Below are 18309 nucleotides of genomic sequence, written 5' to 3'. Positions count from 1 at the left end.
TAGAAACATTCTATAAAATCTTTATATTTTATTAAATAAAAAGGATTATGAATCTTTATATACATTTATATTTGTTCATTAATTAGACTATTTTGTGGCAGTTAACAGAGAGAAAGGTCATGTTGGATAAACTAATAAAATATTTTGTCTACGCGACAAAAGGGTATATTACAAAAACACAGCTGATCAAGTTTTTGTATTTAGCTGATCTTTACTCTGTTAAGTGGACAGGAAAGCAGTTGACTGATCTAGATTGGTGTTATTATCAATTTGGCCCTTGGAATGAGGGTATAGATGCTGCCTTAAATCAAATGAATGGAAAAGAGATTATTCAAGAATCTCAGGAAAATACAACATACATTAGACCTGTGGATGAAGCTGCTCAAGTAGATGATTTGCAAATACCTCTAAGTCTTAAGTTAATCCTGGATAATATTCGGAGAGAGTGGGCTGGCGCAGATAAACTGAATCAGTTACTAGATTACGTATATAGCACTGCTCCAATGCTGGAAGCACAAAATACCCATCGACCAGAAGAAAAAGCTAGACTTAACTTACAAGCAGAAAGAGAAAAATTAGTTAGTGAATTAGGATTGTAAAGTGGTTGGACAAAAACCTAGACAAGGTTGGATCTATTCCATAAATCCATATAGGGTATCTCTTCGTTGCAAACTGGGTCATGTCCATATTTATAATTTAGATGAGCCAGGTGAAGTAGAATGTCAAACTTGCACTGAGAATATTAATTCAAGTAGGGTTTTCAGAGGGATACATCCTTATATCATCTGGACAAGCGATCAATTTCAAGATGAATCTGGATATATAGCAACGTTTTGCGTTATTCCCCTGACTTCCCAAGGAACATTTAACGGTTTACCAACCACATATCCAATTAACTCTACAAGTAGAAATGGTCTTGATAAAAGTTCATACGCTTTAGTTCATCAAATATGTACTGTTGATGCTAATTGCTTCAAAGATTCATCAGCAAATTGGTTAGATAGAATTGGACAATTAGATAAAGCAGATAAAGAAGCTATAGAAGAACGGTTAAAGTATTTTTTGAATATTCAAGAGAATCCTAGTGAAGACTGGTTTGCTCTAAATGCGTCTCCAGAACTTTTAAAAAAAGTATTTGATTATCTACCTGAAGATACAAAGAGTTTAGCAATAGAAGAATTAATCAATAATTTAGGCTCATAATAAATAGGACATTTAACGTTAATAACTATTTTCCGTAGACATTTTCACGATACTGTGAATCTATGTTGTAATTTATGCCGTCCTGATGCAGGATCAAATTCGCGCTGAATATCGTCTCTATCTGAACGCCCCAGTCTTCCCCATGTAGTCATTTCTTGAGGATTATCGCTAATATCGAACCCATTATTTAATTTAATACCCATAAGATTGCTAATCAGATAACGATCATGAAATTTATCCCAAATAAAAACTTTTACAGTAAGTCCTGCTGTATTAATGACACCAGATAATTTACTGCGGAAATCTGCTTCATATTGACTTTTTGTTATAGAGTCTGCTAAATAGCATATATGAATTTCAATAGCTGGTGGTTCATCAGGATTTTTAATTGCTGCCAGTAATTTATTAAACTCCCTATAGTGACCTTTTAGTGGATCAAGATAGGGATCGATAAACATAATAGAATTCGCATGGCAAAGAAGTAACTGGAGATGACGAAGATAATCGTTTGTTGTTCTATGTAGCCGAACTGAGGGACTTCTGTTTCGCCACCAATCTGCACCGGAAAGTTTATCAATTGATGCTACTATATCAGGTTTTGAAACTGCTACAGCGTGTAATTGTGTAGTGATTACCCCGTTTAAAGGCTCTTGGTTATGAGAACTAATTGCTTCATGACACCATTCTAAATAGTTAGATGGAGTAGTGTCTTGAGCAGCAGGAACACGACGAAATCGATTTTGCTTAATCAGTTTTTTGATAATTTCTTTGGAACGTGATGGCCAAAAATCCCCATTTTTCTTGAGACAAGTTTGAAAATATTTACACAACTCGCCATTTCTCAAATCACGAACTAATGCTTCTTCAAGAAGGGCATCTTTAATATATTCAATGCGAGAGCTACATAATTCAGGGTAATCGTAGCAGTTAGCGTCAAAAATATCAGGAATTAAAGCGTATTCAACTAACATATTTATTAAAATATCTCATCTAATTCTTCTTCAAAAAATCCTCCTGGCCATGCTTTGACAAGTTCACCTCTCTTGTTCAAAGGCATTTCGCGCACTATACTACCCTCACTGTCTGCTTCTACAAACAATACAGAAACATCTTCTGGTCGCACAGGTAGACAACCTTCTGGGAGTTCGTTATTAAAGGTTTCTCTCATCCGTCGCATAATTCGCAGAAGTAAATGTTCACTGTGAGTTTCCAGCATAAAAGTGTTTTTTTGTTTTCCAAGTGCAGACTCAATGAACACATCCCCTAGTTCTGCTTGCAGTTTGGGATGCAGATGTATTTCTGGTTGTTCAATGGCAATTAAGGCATCAGATAAACCATAGCAAGATACAAGAATTGGAATAACTTGGCTAATACCAATTCCCACGTCACGATGACTTACCATTGTGTCATTTCTCTTATCAATCAAGACTAAATCTGAAATAGGATCGCCTCCTAAAGTCATCTCCCTGACCCAAACTTCTGAAAGGCTATCCGTATCAGTGAGACTAGAAACCATCTCCTTAATTTCTACAAAAATACCTGCAAGAGGATGTGGTAATTTATCTTTTTCTAAAATAGAAGTTAATGTTTCTACTTCTGTAAAAAACTCTATTTCTTGTATTTGAGCTATAATTTGCTCATAATAGTCAAATTCAGTACCTATCATTTCGATATTAGCCCTTAGTTGTTCTATTCTTTCTTGAAGCTCAGGTTCTCCTAAGCCAGATGAATAAAACATCAGTTGAGTTGTCAATTCCCGTAACTTATTAGTAATACGTGAGTCAAGCATTTTACTGACTTCTGTATCAGAGAATAAATTACGCACCTTCAATTCATAGGGAGTTTTCATTATTTTGCTATCCCCTAACCAAGCATTTACCTTTTGGCGAACTTCAGTATTATTCAACAAAATATCCCAAGCATAACCACCACCAGCGTGCCAATTAGCATCTTGCTGTCGAGAAAAGGCAAAATGCCGGGGTGGATAGGTACGAAATGGCCCCAAGTATTGCAAACGACCAATTTCATCCTCTATAGCGTCATTAATTATCTCTATTAATGTGGTAAAGTGTCCAACAAATAAAGATGCTAAAAAAGAAGCTAAATCTTCTGTTGTTAGCTCAGATTCACGATTTACAGAGGAAGAGAAATAATCATCATCTCTTGTTTCTCGTTGTGTTGGTAGTAAGCGAGAAACTTCTGCTGTAATTTCCGGTACTAATTCATCAATAGCCTTTTGCAGTTCTTGGCGAGATGGGGGAGGTGGTGTTGAAGTAGATGTTATCCGCCCTAGCATCGTATCAATTAACTGATTAATAATTCGAGTATCGCCAATATCATTTAACTTAAGACTATTGCCTCCAGGAATATGAGACATTCTTAACACCCTAGTATCATCAGCTTCGATGAAGAATGAAAGCACTCGTATTCGTCCTTTTTCTGCTGGTGAAATACCAATCAGAATACGCGCAGTCAACTTATTAACATCTTTTAACAGGCTTTCTAAGTGAACACTATAGTTAGGTTGTATAGATTGTAAATTTAGATGTTTTGGATCTAGATCAACTGTCCACTCAATCACATTGCTACGTTGACGTTTATGAACATATTGCCCGAACCCTCCCAAATCAACAGAATCACCCCCGGCTTCTGTGCGATAAACATCTAGCTCACCTTCGTTTGTAATGGCGTGATGTGCAAGCAATAGGCTATGAAGTACACTCGATTTACCGGAACTATTAGCACCATAAATCAGAGTGAGAGGGCGAATGGGAATGTATTGAGTGTCAGCAAAGGCTTTAAAATTACTGATACGGAAACCAGTTATCGGTGAATTAGCCTTGTTTTTAGCTGATGAATCTGTTTTGCGGGGAGGGTAATTTTTTTTAGGCATATTTGTATATTAATGATATATTTTAGACATTTATTCTATAAGTGTCATCAGTGTATTCTGAGGTCAGTATTTTTATAACAGAGAAAGCTGCTGAGGATCTGCGTTATCTCTCAAATTAAGGGCTTTTGCTTGCTCTTCCATTTCTGCAAGCAGTTCTTTCATGTGTGCTTCTCGCCATTTGGCTGTGAGTTCTCCAGAAAAAGCACGGCGGAGGAGAACATCAAATAATTTTTCTAGTTTTTCTTTTGTTTTACTGATACCAGCCAAACTTGCTCTACACTCTGTAACTGCTATCTGGAATTTCTTCAACTGTTCCTGAGAGGGAATTAAAATTGGCAGATTGAGTAGTTCATCAGTATCAAATTTTCTTGTCCCATGTCCTGCTGTACCCACCTGGGACAATATTTTACGGCTAGATGCTTTTAATACAGCGTGTAAATATGTTGAATCAATATCATTACAATTAGGATAAAGTGCTTTCATATCTTGATTAATTGTTAATCGGTTAGCTGCTAATGCAATAGGAATGGTATGCACTAGAATCATTCCCCTAACGACAATTAAGATTGCACCTGGTTCTACATATTTTATATTCGTTTCTGCTATTGCTTTTTGAGATATATGGTCAATAGAATCAAAAATTATATCTTGCTTCATATCTTTGGGAGATACCCAAGGAATATCACCATCCCAATAATCTGGATTTTTTTTCGAGGGTGTTCCCCCACTCTGAATATTTACTAAACTCCCTAGAGTTTTAGTATTAGCATCTGTCCAAGTTGATGGCTCACCAAACATTTTGATGAATAGCGCAGACAAAATGCGCTCTGCTTTTGCATCAGCCTCAGCCCGCATTTTTCGCAGTACATCAGCTTGATCTAGAATCTCGACTATGCGACGTTGTTCAGATAAAGAAGGAAGTGGAATTAATACCCGTTTTAATGTAGATGCCTGAATACTTGAAATAGTAGTACTTGATGTTATATTTCTTATTGCTTGCTGTCCTATTGAAGACCGTAGAAAAAACCAAAAATATTCAGAAACTATCAATTCTCTATTGGGAGAAATTCTAATAAGATTGGGAGAAATATTAGCATTAACATGGGTTGATTCAACTAATCCGATTTTACCAATTGTTCCTCTCACGGAAAAGACTAAATCCCCTTCAATAAGTTTAGTTTTTGGATATTGAGAATCTATATTTGGATCAATAAACCAATAATCAGACCATTCTTGGGAGAGCTTACCATCATCCATAATATGCTCTCCTCTAATTACAGGTATTCCGCTATCCAAATGTTCCATGCCATAAAAAGATGGATATCTATATAGCTCCGTAACAATATCTTTTAGTGCAATTTGAAGCCACTTCATGAAACTGCCTCCACATCATGAAGCAGCTTTTCTAAACCAGATGCAATTTCTCGCTCAATTTCCAACACTTCTCGAATCAACTCAACTGGATCATCATCAGAAACAGCCTCAGTTACCTGTGGCTTATAACGCCCAGCAGCTAAATTATAATCATTTTCGGCAATAGTCTCCAAAGATGCCCACCAGCATCGGGGTTCATCACTTCCCAGCTTCAGCAACTCCCCCTTTTCAAAACCTGGAGGTTGCACAAAACCCGACTCCCGATAAACCTTCCACTGCTTTAATAAATTGGGAATATCGTTAAGTTCTGGCGTTTCCGGTCTACCCCCGCCGGAAATCTTATCAGGATCGTAACCATCATTTTTAACTTCATAGAACCAAACTTGATTCACCTGACGCACCGCAGATTCCATTGGATTGCGAACTACCAGCACCGCCGTCTTCACCCCCGTATATGGCTTAAACACCCCCGCAGGTAAAGAAACCACCGCCAATAAATCAAATTCTGTCACTAGTTTTTTACGCAAATCCACATGAGCGCCAGTAGAACCAAACAATAACCCTTCTGGTACAACCACCGCGCACTTTCCACCCGCTACTAAAGACTTCATGATTGCAGCCAAAAACAGCAATTCACTTTTTTTGGAATTTGTCGGTAAATCCGCACGGATAGAATCTTTGGGTAACGTTCCCGCAAAAGGGGGATTATCAAACATCACCTTATAGCGACGGCGCAAATCATCTTCTGTCAGTCCCCCCATATCTGACAACACATTTGCTACTTTCAGCTTGGCGTTGCGAATTCCATGCAGTACCAAGTTCATCATCGAAATTCGCATCATCTGGCGGGAGACATCAAAGCCATAAATCGACTCTTCCAACAGTTTCCAGTCAGGTAATCTATCCCCATTTCCTTTGCGATAAGTCTGGAGATTGGGGATTTGCTGTTTTGCTTCAACCAAAGTCAGTCCCCGTTTTTCCAGCCAATCCTCACCGTAAATCGGCACTTCTATGGGATTTTCGCTGTATTTAGCCAAAATATACTCAATACTATCAATCAAAAATCCTGCTGTTCCACAAGCCAAATCACAGATAGTATCCCCCAAATCAGGGTCAACCATCTCCACCATAAACGCCCTTATCTGTCGGGGAGTACGGAATTGACCATTAAGCGCAGATTGACCTAAATGAGTTAACAGGTACTCAAAAATATCACCTTTGACATCCTGACCCATTTTGAGGAAATCCAAGGTATCGAGTTCATCAACTACCAACTTGAGAACATTCGGGTCATTAATTTCTAAAACCGCATCCCGGAAATACTCGGCCACTTTTGGCTCATCTTTCAGCAAAGAATTCGCCATGTAGGGGAAAACTTCATCCCGCAGAAAGTCCCGTAGTTCAGTACCACTCTTGAAACGCCATTTTGACCAGCGATAACGTTCTGCTTGCTGGGGAAATAGTAATTTAGCATTACCATTATTACCTGTGAGGCGATCGCGTAACTCCCGATTTGCTTCTTCTTCATCCAACAGCTTCAGGTATATCAGGTAAGAAATCTGTTCAATGTAGGTGACAGGATTTGTTACCCCACCAGCCCACAAGGTATCAGTAATATGCTTGAGTTTGCGACGAATTTCTGAATCCATATTTTTCTCTTAACCCTCTGTACCTGTAGCATCCACCGCGAACACAGAGCGGTTTAGTTCATCAAAAATATCCCGCAATCCCTGCTCACCAAACAGTTCTATACCTAAACCAGCAGCATTGAGAACTGAGAGGGGTGGCAAGAATAAATCATCTATGGTTAGCTGACCTTTGGCAATACCCCGATTTTTCAACAAAGAAAGATACTGAGCTTGGGCTGGTGCGAAAGAGTGAGAAACTAACCAAGCTCTAAAATTTTCTTCTAGTAATTCTTCGTGACTTTTAAGCTTTAATATTCCCAATGCAGCCCGAATAAAATCAATCAGGCTACCATTATAATTGCGGTAAGCTCGCCGCAGGTTTTCTTCATTAAAGTAGTATCGGGGTGTATTCAAACGCCGCACCAGTTCTGTTTCTTCTGTTTCCGCCAACAATTCTCCATCCCGAATTTTCTGGAGTGTAGGATCATTAGTTACAGCAGATTGGATAGTTTGCTCCCAGTTAGTGACATAATCACGCTTATCAACCCGCTCCCCTTCTGTACCTACTTCTACATAACTGACATACTGCTGCCATCTATCCCTCAGCCCTAATTCAATTAATTCTGAGCGAGGACGGGATTGTTGCTGGTTGCTTCTAATTGATACATGACCTCGACCAGTTTCGGCATAAATATCAGTATCGCTATCATTAAAATATTCGTGATTTCTGAAAAAATCATAAATAACAAATTTGCGTTTATCAATATGTGGCGCAGTCCTTGTCCCCCGTCCACGAATCTGCTGATAAAGAATTGGACTCCGCACTGTCCGACACATAACTAAGTGCAAAACTTCCCGGCAATCAAAGCCAGTATTGAGCATATCAACACTGACTGCAACTTGTGGGTAATCCTCATATTTGAACTGGCGAATTAAATCATCAGCATTAGAAACATCACTTGTAATTACTTCAGCGTAACGCCCCTTACATTCTGGATGTAACTCGTTCAGATATCTGGTTAACCGTGCCGCATGATTTTTTGTCAAAGCAAATACTATTGACTTACCAGGCCCAATCTTTTGTCCTGGTGCTAATTCTTGATAATTCTCCCAAGCCAGTCTATCAAATTCCTGCATCATTAGGCGGTTACTCGCCTCATTAGTCCACTTGCGTTCAAAGGCTGCTGGGTCATAATAAACCTCATCAACTTCAGCACCTTCAGCAATAATTTCAGTTATGCCAGTAGCGAACCGATAGGGAACAAGATACTTTTGCTCAAATGCTGTTTGAATAGAGTAAGTAAAATCTGGCTGCTCATTCCGGCAGTTGTAGAAATCGAAAGTATTACGTTCAATGTAAGCTGCTGGCGTAGCACTTAAACCAATATGGAACGCATCAAAGTGAGTAAGTGCCGTCTGCCAAATACCATAAATCGAACGGTGACATTCATCAGCCACAACAACATCAAAATAGCCGCTAGTAAACTCCCGATAGCGGCTAATCATTGTTTGGAGTAAGCAAACTGTAATTTGCTGCTCCTGGCGGATCACACTCGGCTTGAGCCAGTAGCTACCATACTGATTTAAAACATCTTGGATTGCTTCTAATGCCTGTTTTGCTAATTGTTCTCTATCCACTAAAAACAGGATTTTTTCTGCATATCCCGATTGAATTAAGCGTTTTAATTGCAGACAAATTAAATCAGTTTTACCTGTTCCAGTTGGCAGTTCGAGTAAAAATCGCCGCTTCCCCAATTCAACGGCATGGTCAATAGCTTGCATAGTTTCCCTTTGATAGGGACGGACTAAGCGAATTTCTCCCTGTCGGGTGTAATACTCAGGAATTTCAATAGTGGCTAGGGGTTGACGAGTTGAGCGCATTTCCAGCAATCGCTCTAAATCCCGCCGTGAGAAAAAAGAATTGACAATCCGCGCATCATCGTTTTGATAGTCCCAGAAATAAATCAGTTCGCCATTACTGAGGAAAATAAATGGTGCTTCCAACTTCCGAGCATAGGGAAGTGCTTGATTTTTAGCAACATAAGGCTCAATCGCACGCTTCTTAGCTTCAATCACTGCCAAGGGACGACCTCTTTGGTCAAGTAGTAGATAATCGGCTCTCCCTCTTCTTCCATCTGCCATTTGAGCCGAAATTTCAGTCATTACCTGAGATTTATCAGCCGGGTTCCATCCTGCTTGGCGGAGAAGGTCATCAATATTAATACGTGCGTCTGTCTCTTTGCTAAAGTCGCTCATCAAATCACTCCTGTCTTACCAAAGTTAGCACGAAGCCCTCAGCGTCAGTCCTTTTTCCGCTTTATCCCAGAAGTTTTAACTTTTTCCCAACTTCAGCGCCAACTTTTGATAAATTTCGTCCAACCACACCGGAATTACAGGCTTACCTGCATCCAAAGATGCGATCGCCTTTTTTCTGTCAAACTCCACAAGCTCAAGCGAACGCTCCTGCGCTTGGGACAACAACATAAACCGCTTACCTTTACCTGAAGTAAATAACTCCGGCTCTTGGTCTTTCAGCTTTTTCAGCGTGGTGCTGGCTATGTCAAAACTTAACCCTACAGATAACCAATATGACATTGCAGCCAGTTCCAGCAAATTAGATTTTGAGTAATAAATACTACGTCCTGTCCCAGTATCACTGATTACAGGAACAATCACCCCCCTCTCTCGCCAATACTGTAGCTGACGAAGGGTGCAGCCTGTGATTTCAGCAGCTTCCTTGCTTGTAAAAAATGTCTCCTGCATACAATTTATTTTACAGAAGACTCGTTTAATACAATTATGTTAGTATTAGACAATATTGTTTTAAAGCGATGAGCCAAATCACTATTCAGTGTCGCCTTGTAGCCTCAGAGTCATCACGCCAGAAACTATGGGAGTTGATGGCGGAGTTAAATACGCCACTGATTAATGAATTACTACGTCAGGTAAGCCAACACCCAGAGTTTGAGAGTTGGCGACAAAAGGGCAAACACCCCACTAGTATTGTCAAAGAACTCTGCGAACCTTTGAAAACTGACTCTCGCTTTATTGGTCAGCCTGGACGGTTTTATACGAGTGCGATCACCACAGTCAATTACATCTACAAATCTTGGTTGGCACTGATGAAGCGATCGCAGTTCCAACTAGAAGGCAAAATTCGCTGGTTGGAAATGCTCAAAAGTGATGTTGAATTGGTAGAAAGTAGTGGTGTCAGCTTAGATAGTCTTCGCATTAAAGCTGCTGAAATTTTGGTTCAATTTGCTCCTCTCAATATTGCTGAAACTCAATCAACGAATGGGAAAAAAGCTAAAAAGCGCAAAAAAGCTCAAAATTCAGATAGCGATCGCAATTTATCAAAGAATTTATTTGAGACTTACCGCAATACAGAAGATAACTTGACTCGTTGCGCCATCAGTTATTTGCTCAAAAATGGTTGCAAAATAAACGATAAAGAAGAAGACGCTAAAAAATTTGCTCAACGTCGCCGTAAACTTGAAATTCAGATTGAACGCATCAGAGAACAGCTAGAAACACGAATTCCCAAAGGTCGAGATTTAACCGTTACCAAATGGTTAGAAACTATTGTTGTTGCCACTCACACCGTTCCAACAAATGAAGCCGAGGCGAAATCTTGGCAAGACAGCCTTTTAAGGCAATCTAGCAAAGTACCTTTCCCGGTAGCTTACGAAAGCAACGAAGACATGACTTGGTTTAAAAACCAGTTTGGGCGTATCTGTGTAAAATTCAACGGTTTGAGTGAGCATAGTTTTCAAGTCTATTGTGACTCTCGCCAACTCCACTGGTTTAAACGCTTCCTAGAAGATCAACAAATTAAGAAAGATAGCAAAAATCAACACTCCAGTAGCCTGTTCACTCTGCGTAGTGGGCGTATTGCTTGGCAAGAAGAGGAAAGGAAAGGCGATCCTTGGAATGTTAATCGTGTAACTCTCTACTGTTCTGTAGATACCCGCCTATGGACGATTGAAGGAACCAATCAAGTAAGGGAAGAAAAAGCCGAAAAAATCGCTAAAATTATCACCAATACAAAAGCCAAAGGCAAGCTTAATGAAGAACAGCAAGCCCATATAAAACGGCAAAACTCTACTTTAGACACAATTAATAACCCTTTTCCTCGCCCCACGAAACCTTTATATAAAGGACAATCTCATATTCTTCTTGGTATTAGCCTCGGCTTAGAAAAGCCTGCAACGCTAGCGGTAGTAGACGGCACTACAGGTCAAGTAATTACCTATCGCAGCATCAAACAACTACTGGGTGATAATTACAAACTGGTAAATCGACAGCGACAGCAAAAGCATTCCTTATCCCACCAACGCCAAATAGCTCAAACGCTTGCTGCACCAAATCAGTTTGGAGAATCGGAGTTAGGGGAATATATAGATAGATTACTAGCGAAAGAGATTATTGCGATCGCCCAAACATACTCTGCTGGAAGTATTGTTCTACCTAACTTGGACAATATGCGAGAACAAGTTCAAAGTGAGGTTCAAACCAAAGCTGAACAAAAATCAGACTTAATAAAAGTTCAAAAAAAGTATGCCAAACAGTACCGAGTTAGCGTTCATCAATGGAGTTACAGCAGATTGATGGCAAATATTCACTCGTCAGCTGTTAAAGCTGGAATTGTGATAGAGGAGTCAAAACAGCCAATTCGAGGTAGTCCACAAGAGAAAGCGAAAGAATTAGCGATCGCGGCTTACCATTCCCGCAAAATAAACTGATTGACAAGACACCGAACCTTGATAATAAAATAAGAAAATTCAACAGCGCCGCAGTTCATGCTTGTTATAAGCCTCTGTGCTGTGTAAATTTGGGTTAGTTTGACTGCTGTTAAACAGTCTTGCTTTCTGACCCTGGTAGCTGCCCACCTTGATGCTGCTGTCCCTTGCGGACAGGAATAAGGTGCGCCCCCAGTAATAGAGGTGCGGGTTTACCGCAGTGGTGGCTACTGAATCACCTCCGACCAAGGAGGAACCCACCTTAATTATTTTTTGGCATGGTAAAGCGGGGACGATTTCCCTGGGACTCCTGCCAAAACTTTAAATCGTTTGTTTAATAAAGTTTATAGACTTTAATGTGTCAGTTGATTTACTTTTTTAAGTATTAACTGACGGGCGATTTTGGGAGATGTGACAAAAATGCCTTCATAACTATTGGTAAATCAATGGTTTGAAGCGCAGAGTTTCAACACCCCTCCCAGCTAGAGGCGGGTTGAAAGACGAAATGGAGATTTTGACTAGTGCCGATTCTGTTCGTTTCAATACCCCTCCCAGCTAGAGGCGGGTTGAAAGTCCATCGGAAACAATCAGTGTGTGCTTGGGGTTGTAGTTTTAACACCCCTCCCAGCTAGAGGCGATTTGAAAGAAGTGGACACACAAAAAACAAAAGCAATCAGAAGTATTTCAACACCCTTCTCAGTTAAAGATGGTTTAAAATCAGGAAAAATGAGACTTTGCACGATAATACTTTTTTACGTTTCAAAAGCATTCTTAGCTAGAGATGGGCTGAAAGAAAACTCTGAAAATTGACAATTTTTTTCGGGAGAGTTTTACAAACTTCTCTTAAAAATAGGTGGGTTGAAAGATCGGTAAAAGTCATGGAATTCTTGGACTAATGGGGCAAAAACTTGTCAACTTACAGCAATTTTCATTTCTTTGAACCACAAACCCTCATAGGGGGGTAAGGTCTTGCTGGCAAGGTTAATGTATGACAGTAACACACCACGCTCAAAAGTTTAACGATATTATTTTATTAATGGTTAGCTAACACAATTTGATGGCATATTAATGTGGACATTATTTTGGCAATACGGACATTAATTTGTCAACGCAGACAAATAATTTGGCAATCGACATGTACAGCTATTATAATGTATTGCCAAAAACATCAAATTCCATGACTTTTACCAATTACCCAATTACGCCGGAAAAACCGAGCTAAAGCTGATTCTTCTAAGGATAGATAAATTGGGCGTCCGTGTGGACAGGTGCGGGGGTTGCGAGTGCGTTGCCAATTATCTAAAAGTGTCTGCATTTCTTGGTGATTCATGGGTGTACCGTTACGAATGGCACTGCGACAGGCGACGGCTACTTGGGCTGTTTGTAAATCGCCTCCCCAACTAAGTTCTAAAATTGCTTCTGCACAGTCGTCTCGCTGCTGCAAAGGTGCGGGGATGTTACGAACTGCCCAAAGTTGTTCGCCAAAGGGTTCTATTTCTAAACCGATGCGTTGCAGTTGCGATACTTGCGCTGGCGATAATTGATAAAGAATTATTGGCGGTTCGACGGGTACAAGTTGCCAATCATCGCATAATTGCTCATATAAAACTCGCTCATGGGCAATGTGCTGTTCTACTAACCACATCCCACCTGAATGTTCCGCCACAATGTAAGTATTGCTAACTTGAGCGACAGCTTTTAAAGAGTTAGGAGAGACGCGATTAATCGCGTCTGTACAAGGTTTGGGATTTTCGTTAGGATTTTGAGGATTGAAATTGTAGCCGCCTTTGGCTTCTGCGGCTTTGAGTAATTTACTAACTCGTGTTGTGTGAACAGCTTCTTTAAGATTGTTAGAAGAGATGCTGAGTGCTTGGTTAATTGCTTGGGTAACTTGCTCTTGCCAATAAATGATTTCGTTGAGGTAAATTTCTGTTTTTGCTGGATTGCGATTCCAGTTAATTTGATCGGGAGAAATGGCAAGATGTAAGAAACAAATTGGATAGCGATCGCGTGGTAATGTTCTGTGAAATGCTGATAATATCGTTTGCTCTAGTTCCGGCGTCTTCACCATCCTGCCGTTGATGGCTACACGTACCCAATCTGGACGATGACGATGACAGCGATCGGGTAATCCTACCACTAAATTTAGTGCTGAGTGGGGAGAGACGCGATGAATCGCGTCTTCTGTATAGGAGTTTGGAGGGTTAGGTATTTCGAGTTTTAGTTCTTGCAAGTCACCTTGTCGCACTTGGGGTAAAATCTGCGGTAGCAGCTGCCCAGTTGTGGCAGCGGGACAAATGGTGAACCATTGACGGTCATTTTGCCAAATCTGCCAGGTGACGTGGGGATGACACATAGCGATTTGTTGAATTGCGGCTTGCACGGCTTTTATTTGCTGTGCTGCTGTAGGCAATCCCTGACGACGAGATGAGCAATTACCAAAAAGATTGGAAACTGTAACCACTGTACCAGGTGCGATCGCAGTTACTTCAACTTCCACAACTTCCCCGGCGTCACCGTAAACTATTCGCCATCCTAATTTTCCACCCACAGGACGACTCAAAATTTCCAAATCTGCTAGAGTCGTCAAACTATGCAACGCCTCACCACGAAACCCTAAACTGTTAATTTTCCACAAATCGGCACTAGAGCGAATTTTACTGGTGCTGTGGGCTGTCGCTGCTTGTTGCAAATCATCTAGATTCATTCCACAACCATTATCTGCAACACGAATTCGCCATTGTTGCGGCCATAGAGAAACCACAATTCGGGTTGCACCTGCGTCTAGAGAATTTTCTGCCAATTCCCGCACCACAGAAGCTAAAGAGTCGATTACCTCACCAGCTGTAATGAGATATACGACTTCTGTTGGTAGAGCTTGAATAGTAGATGCCATAAATTATAGTTTATAGCTTCTAGGGGCAGAGGGAGATAGGGGAGTTGAGGGAGATAATGGGGGAAATTTATGAGAAATTTTTATTAATTGTCAAGAAAACTCAATTAAAAGGCAATTTTTGATAATTTTCTGATGAAGCCAAATCTTCCCTCCGTGAGACTTATAGCAAAAATCCAAATCAACAAAAAAGGAACCACAAATAAACATGATGAATTATCTGTGTTTATTTGTGGTTTTTTCTAAGACATTGATTTTTGTAAGATATCTATTGTGCATTACAACTTTCTCTACAGCATCAGAAAAAATCAGTGATTGCAACATTAATTAACATTAAATCACCTTAATTTATGAATATTTCTAGGTGATTGTTAATTAGTATCTCTCATAGCCAAAACTTTAGGTGGTTCAGGTTTCAGTAAACCGTTCAACAGGGATGCGGGACGTTGACTATAGGGCCAAGCAAAAGCATGACGGAAAGCTGCATCTTGACAAGCTTGTAGTTGTTCAAAACTAATAATGTCGTAAGTCAAGAGATTTTCGTACTCAAACGGTAGACGCACATTGTGCAATCCAGCATTATCAGTACAAATAGCTATATCAACCCCAGCATCAAAACAACGGTCAAAAACTAATTTGAGTTGACGTATATCCTGCAAAGTACCTGTTTTCAGGTAAGTTGTCGGACAAACCTCTAAACATTGCCCGCGTTTAGCCACATCATTAAGTAACTCTGGATACAGTAGGGGAATTTGGATGCCGTGACCAATTCGCATTAGATAGGGTAATAGTTCTGGATAACAACCTGCGGTGGTTTCATATAGATGTCCCGTTGTGTTAACACCCAGCGATCGCGCATAATCGTATAAGCTAATCCATTCTTCTAAGCGATCGGCGTAATAGCTATCACCCCCCGCTACATCTACTGCACAAACATACTGTTTATTTTGCGCCGCTAAATCAACAATCGCCTTGTTCACCTCATAAGGTAGACGTGTGTGCATACAGAGAATTTGGCTAGTAACAATCGGATGTTCTGGCTGGTGGCTGGCAAGTCCTACTACCTGCACAATCTCTGTCATCTTGTCAATTCTTTCGGATTGATTCAGATGCTCAGGTGTTCGTAGATAGGGAGTGTAACGCAGTTCCAAATAAGCCAAATTTTCAAAAATGTAAGCACCCCGCACCAAGCGATAGATAAAGTAAGGCAAAGTATCCACAGTTTGCACACTTTCTACCAAGGTGTGTAATTCTAGATACTCATCCAAGGTGTTGCGTGGGCGAGTATAAAAATCTTCAAAGTCTGAATAGTCAGCAAAGCGGGAAATCAACTCTGAAGAATGTCGCTCGAAATATCGCCATAAAACTCGTGGTACGACGGAGCCGCCCAGATGTCTATGTAATTCAGCATATAAAGCCATAGTGGTATTTTTGGGTAAAAATTTCAATAATTGTAACAAAAACATAGAAAGAAAAAATCTGTACTCGAAAAAATTTAGCTTCAGAGAAGTTCGAGCAGAGGTTTACACTATCTGGATTTTTCAACAGAGGCTCCGACCTAGATGCTGGGTGAAGGTCGATATTTTTTCCTTATTTTCTGAAAATCCAGCATTTAATACTGTTTTGAGGATGAATAAACTTGACACTATCAAGATTAAATTGATACCATTAATGTCTTTAATTAATTTTTGTGTTACAATAAAACAACATTGCTATTGTTGAGCAAGTAAAATATAGCAATATATTTTTCCTTTAACTAAGCAAACTCCTGGCAAGGTTGGTATTAATTGAAAATTCAAGCGTTAGAAGTCAAGGCTGGCGATCGCATTATTGCTTACTGCAACAACAAAATGCAAACCTGCAAGGTAAAGCGCATTTTAGATCCCGGTCAAGCTAATATCACACTATCAGTATTCACCTCTGAGAATTATCGCGGATGCTCAGTTTCATCTATAGTCCGCTTCCAAAGCAACGCCTTAGTTGATTTGGTAAGTTAAAAATCAAGTAAATATTCCATCTCAAAAATATTTCTAACTATTGTCCAGCCTCAAGCTGGACAAAACTTTTATTAAAGGGTAGGTTGAAAACCCCGGATAAACAGCAACGTTGTTGCGTATTTTGTGCTTTAGATAGAGGATCAAAACACTCTCCTGGGAGGAGAGGGGAGTTGATCTTGCTCCTGCCATTTTTTAGTTCCGTCGAACTCACGTTATTGTGAGGTACAAGAACCCCGACTTTTCAAAAAAGTCGGGGTTCTGGGGATCTGATTGAGCAATGTTCGCTCTACAAAATCTAGAATAAGATGAGGTTTACTAATTATTTGGCAATGGAAGTTTTAAAACTTACAACTAAAATCGATGAATCAGGATATTTAAATCTTAATATTCCAACGCAGTTAGCGGCGATGGAAGTGAACGTTGTAGTTGTTTTAAATCCAGTTTCGTCAGAGGAAAAGCAACCTAGTTATGATTTTTCTGATTTGGTGGGGCGATTAACTTGGCGGGGAGATGCGGTAGCTATGCAGAGGAATCTACGCGATGAGTGGTAATCGCTACGTGTTGGATACGAATGCGATAGTAGCTCTGCTCCAAGGAAATTCTCAACTTATTCAATTACTTCAAGGTGCTGATTGGATTGGAGTTTCAGTTATTAGCAAAATTGAATTTCTCGCGTTTTCTGGGCTGAGTCAAGAGGATCTTCAGCTTTTTGAGCAGTTTTTGCAACGAGTTGAGGTTGTCAATTTAGTGGCGAGTGATGCTGTTTTGATTAAGAAAATCAATGAAATTCGCCAGCAATATCGGTTGAAACTACCAGATGCAATTATTGCAGCAATGGCGATCCAAAATTCAGCAAGTTTGGTGACTGCCGATCAAGAGTTTGCGAAGATAAAAATTTTAACAGTAATTAAGTGGTAGTCCCTACACAATAAGTAAAAAAGTCAAACAAAAATTCTGTAGCTTAATCGCCGCAATGCTCAAGCGATAAGCAAAAGAAAGCTTTGGCTATTTTTTTCGATCTATCTTTTTCGATCTAAAAACGATGTCTACGATGAGCTATGCCTACGCACTACTAACATTTAGGCATAGTGCAGGCTAAAAGTCTTCTGAGTCCTTATGTCAACCCTAATTGAGATGATCTTACCCTGGCAAAGCGATGCCTACGGCGAGTTTATCTACCAGACGCTGCGCGTAGCTTGCTTCCACGGAGTGGTACGCTAACGCATTACTAAGATCACCTTCCAATTGATGGCTTTTTTTAATTCTTTTTCACATCACGAGCCATGTTGAGGTAGTAGTCGTCAATTTTGGCATTAGGACGACGGCGGTTAGTGGTAGGAATTTTAGCAGTGTTATCCCGATTCGTTTCAATTGGCTCTTTTGCAGAAGCTTGCTTTATGCCTTGCACTTCATCAGATTCCAAGAAATAACCAGAACTACTAAATCCGAACAGCTTGGCAAAAAAACCAAATAAATTTCCTACGAAATTGGAAACACTTTTGAATAGAACACCAAACAAGCCTTGAAGACGAAGGAACAAGTTCCGAACAGTTTGAGTTAAACGAAACATAACAGCACCCTC

At 40.0% G+C, this 18309-nt stretch carries 16 protein-coding genes; 7 read left to right on the top strand and 9 right to left on the bottom strand.

What is annotated here, in order from left to right; genetic code table 11:
• Positions 1 to 119 precede the first annotated feature (119 nt).
• The gene (locus tag ABF638_RS09380; protein ID WP_435022235.1) at positions 120 to 599 is read left to right on the top strand and encodes a type II toxin-antitoxin system antitoxin SocA domain-containing protein; all 480 of its coding nucleotides are present in this window, start codon (positions 120 to 122) and stop codon (positions 597 to 599) included.
• A 1-nt stretch (position 600) separates the two neighbouring features.
• Entirely contained in the window at positions 601 to 1203 is a 603-nt protein-coding gene (locus ABF638_RS09375) for a type II toxin-antitoxin system PemK/MazF family toxin (protein ID WP_435022233.1), read from the top strand.
• A 44-nt stretch (positions 1204 to 1247) separates the two neighbouring features.
• Here ABF638_RS09375 and ABF638_RS09370 read toward each other — a convergent pair whose 3' ends face one another.
• The 6 genes from ABF638_RS09370 to ABF638_RS09345 all read right to left on the bottom strand — a co-directional run bounded on the left by ABF638_RS09370 (position 1248) and on the right by ABF638_RS09345 (position 9861).
• Positions 1248 to 2174, bottom strand: coding sequence for a hypothetical protein (locus ABF638_RS09370; RefSeq protein ID WP_435022231.1), 927 nt, complete (start codon positions 2172 to 2174; stop codon positions 1248 to 1250).
• Between the two features lie 5 nt (positions 2175 to 2179).
• Positions 2180 to 4096 (bottom strand): DUF3696 domain-containing protein, encoded by a 1917-nt coding sequence (locus ABF638_RS09365; RefSeq protein ID WP_435022229.1) that lies wholly within the window; start codon positions 4094 to 4096, stop codon positions 2180 to 2182.
• A 72-nt stretch (positions 4097 to 4168) separates the two neighbouring features.
• A complete protein-coding gene (locus ABF638_RS09360; protein ID WP_435022227.1) occupies positions 4169 to 5470 on the bottom strand; it encodes a restriction endonuclease subunit S in 1302 nt (433 codons plus the stop codon).
• On the bottom strand, positions 5467 to 7119 hold the full coding sequence (locus ABF638_RS09355) for a type I restriction-modification system subunit M (protein ID WP_435022225.1): 1653 nt from the start codon (positions 7117 to 7119) through the stop codon (positions 5467 to 5469). The genes ABF638_RS09360 and ABF638_RS09355 overlap by 4 nt, the downstream gene beginning before the upstream one ends.
• Positions 7120 to 7128: 9 nt before the next feature.
• Complete coding sequence (locus ABF638_RS09350) at positions 7129 to 9354, bottom strand: DEAD/DEAH box helicase family protein (protein ID WP_435022223.1); 2226 nt, start codon at positions 9352 to 9354, stop codon at positions 7129 to 7131.
• A gap of 75 nt (positions 9355 to 9429) precedes the next feature.
• Positions 9430 to 9861, bottom strand: coding sequence for a MerR family transcriptional regulator (locus ABF638_RS09345; RefSeq protein WP_265271863.1), 432 nt, complete (start codon positions 9859 to 9861; stop codon positions 9430 to 9432).
• A 68-nt stretch (positions 9862 to 9929) separates the two neighbouring features.
• Here ABF638_RS09345 and cas12k point away from each other — a divergent pair, with 68 nt between their 5' ends.
• Positions 9930 to 11840: a type V CRISPR-associated protein Cas12k gene (gene cas12k, locus ABF638_RS09340; RefSeq protein ID WP_435022221.1), complete on the top strand. Its 1911-nt coding sequence runs from the start codon at positions 9930 to 9932 to the stop codon at positions 11838 to 11840.
• Positions 11841 to 12431: 591 nt separating this feature from the next.
• Complete coding sequence (locus ABF638_RS09335) at positions 12432 to 12647, top strand: hypothetical protein (RefSeq protein ID WP_435022219.1); 216 nt, start codon at positions 12432 to 12434, stop codon at positions 12645 to 12647.
• 358 nt (positions 12648 to 13005) lie between these two features.
• Here ABF638_RS09335 and mutL read toward each other — a convergent pair whose 3' ends face one another.
• Positions 13006 to 14733 (bottom strand): DNA mismatch repair endonuclease MutL, encoded by a 1728-nt coding sequence (mutL, locus tag ABF638_RS09330; RefSeq protein WP_435022217.1) that lies wholly within the window; start codon positions 14731 to 14733, stop codon positions 13006 to 13008.
• 368 nt (positions 14734 to 15101) lie between these two features.
• Entirely contained in the window at positions 15102 to 16151 is a 1050-nt protein-coding gene (locus ABF638_RS09325; protein ID WP_181929507.1) for an adenosine deaminase, read from the bottom strand.
• Between the two features lie 366 nt (positions 16152 to 16517).
• Between ABF638_RS09325 and ABF638_RS09320 the strand changes: the two genes are divergently transcribed.
• The 3 genes from ABF638_RS09320 to ABF638_RS09310 all read left to right on the top strand — a co-directional run bounded on the left by ABF638_RS09320 (position 16518) and on the right by ABF638_RS09310 (position 17645).
• Positions 16518 to 16727 (top strand): hypothetical protein, encoded by a 210-nt coding sequence (locus tag ABF638_RS09320; protein WP_094352741.1) that lies wholly within the window; start codon positions 16518 to 16520, stop codon positions 16725 to 16727.
• Positions 16728 to 17032: 305 nt separating this feature from the next.
• Positions 17033 to 17278: a hypothetical protein gene (locus ABF638_RS09315; RefSeq protein ID WP_435022214.1), complete on the top strand. Its 246-nt coding sequence runs from the start codon at positions 17033 to 17035 to the stop codon at positions 17276 to 17278.
• Positions 17268 to 17645, top strand: coding sequence for a type II toxin-antitoxin system VapC family toxin (locus ABF638_RS09310; protein ID WP_435022212.1), 378 nt, complete (start codon positions 17268 to 17270; stop codon positions 17643 to 17645). Before ABF638_RS09315 ends, ABF638_RS09310 begins: the two co-directional genes overlap by 11 nt.
• Positions 17646 to 17985: 340 nt before the next feature.
• On the opposite strand, the gene ABF638_RS09305 is transcribed toward ABF638_RS09310, so the two are convergent.
• A complete protein-coding gene (locus ABF638_RS09305; RefSeq protein WP_435022210.1) occupies positions 17986 to 18297 on the bottom strand; it encodes a threonine dehydratase in 312 nt (103 codons plus the stop codon).
• Positions 18298 to 18309 lie beyond the last annotated feature (12 nt).

The organism is Nostoc sp. CALU 1950, assembly GCF_051172895.1.
Taxonomy (GTDB): domain Bacteria; phylum Cyanobacteriota; class Cyanobacteriia; order Cyanobacteriales; family Nostocaceae; genus Nostoc; species Nostoc edaphicum_A.
Note: the sequence above shows the minus strand (reverse complement) of the source record. Positions and strands in the feature narration are given on the sequence as shown.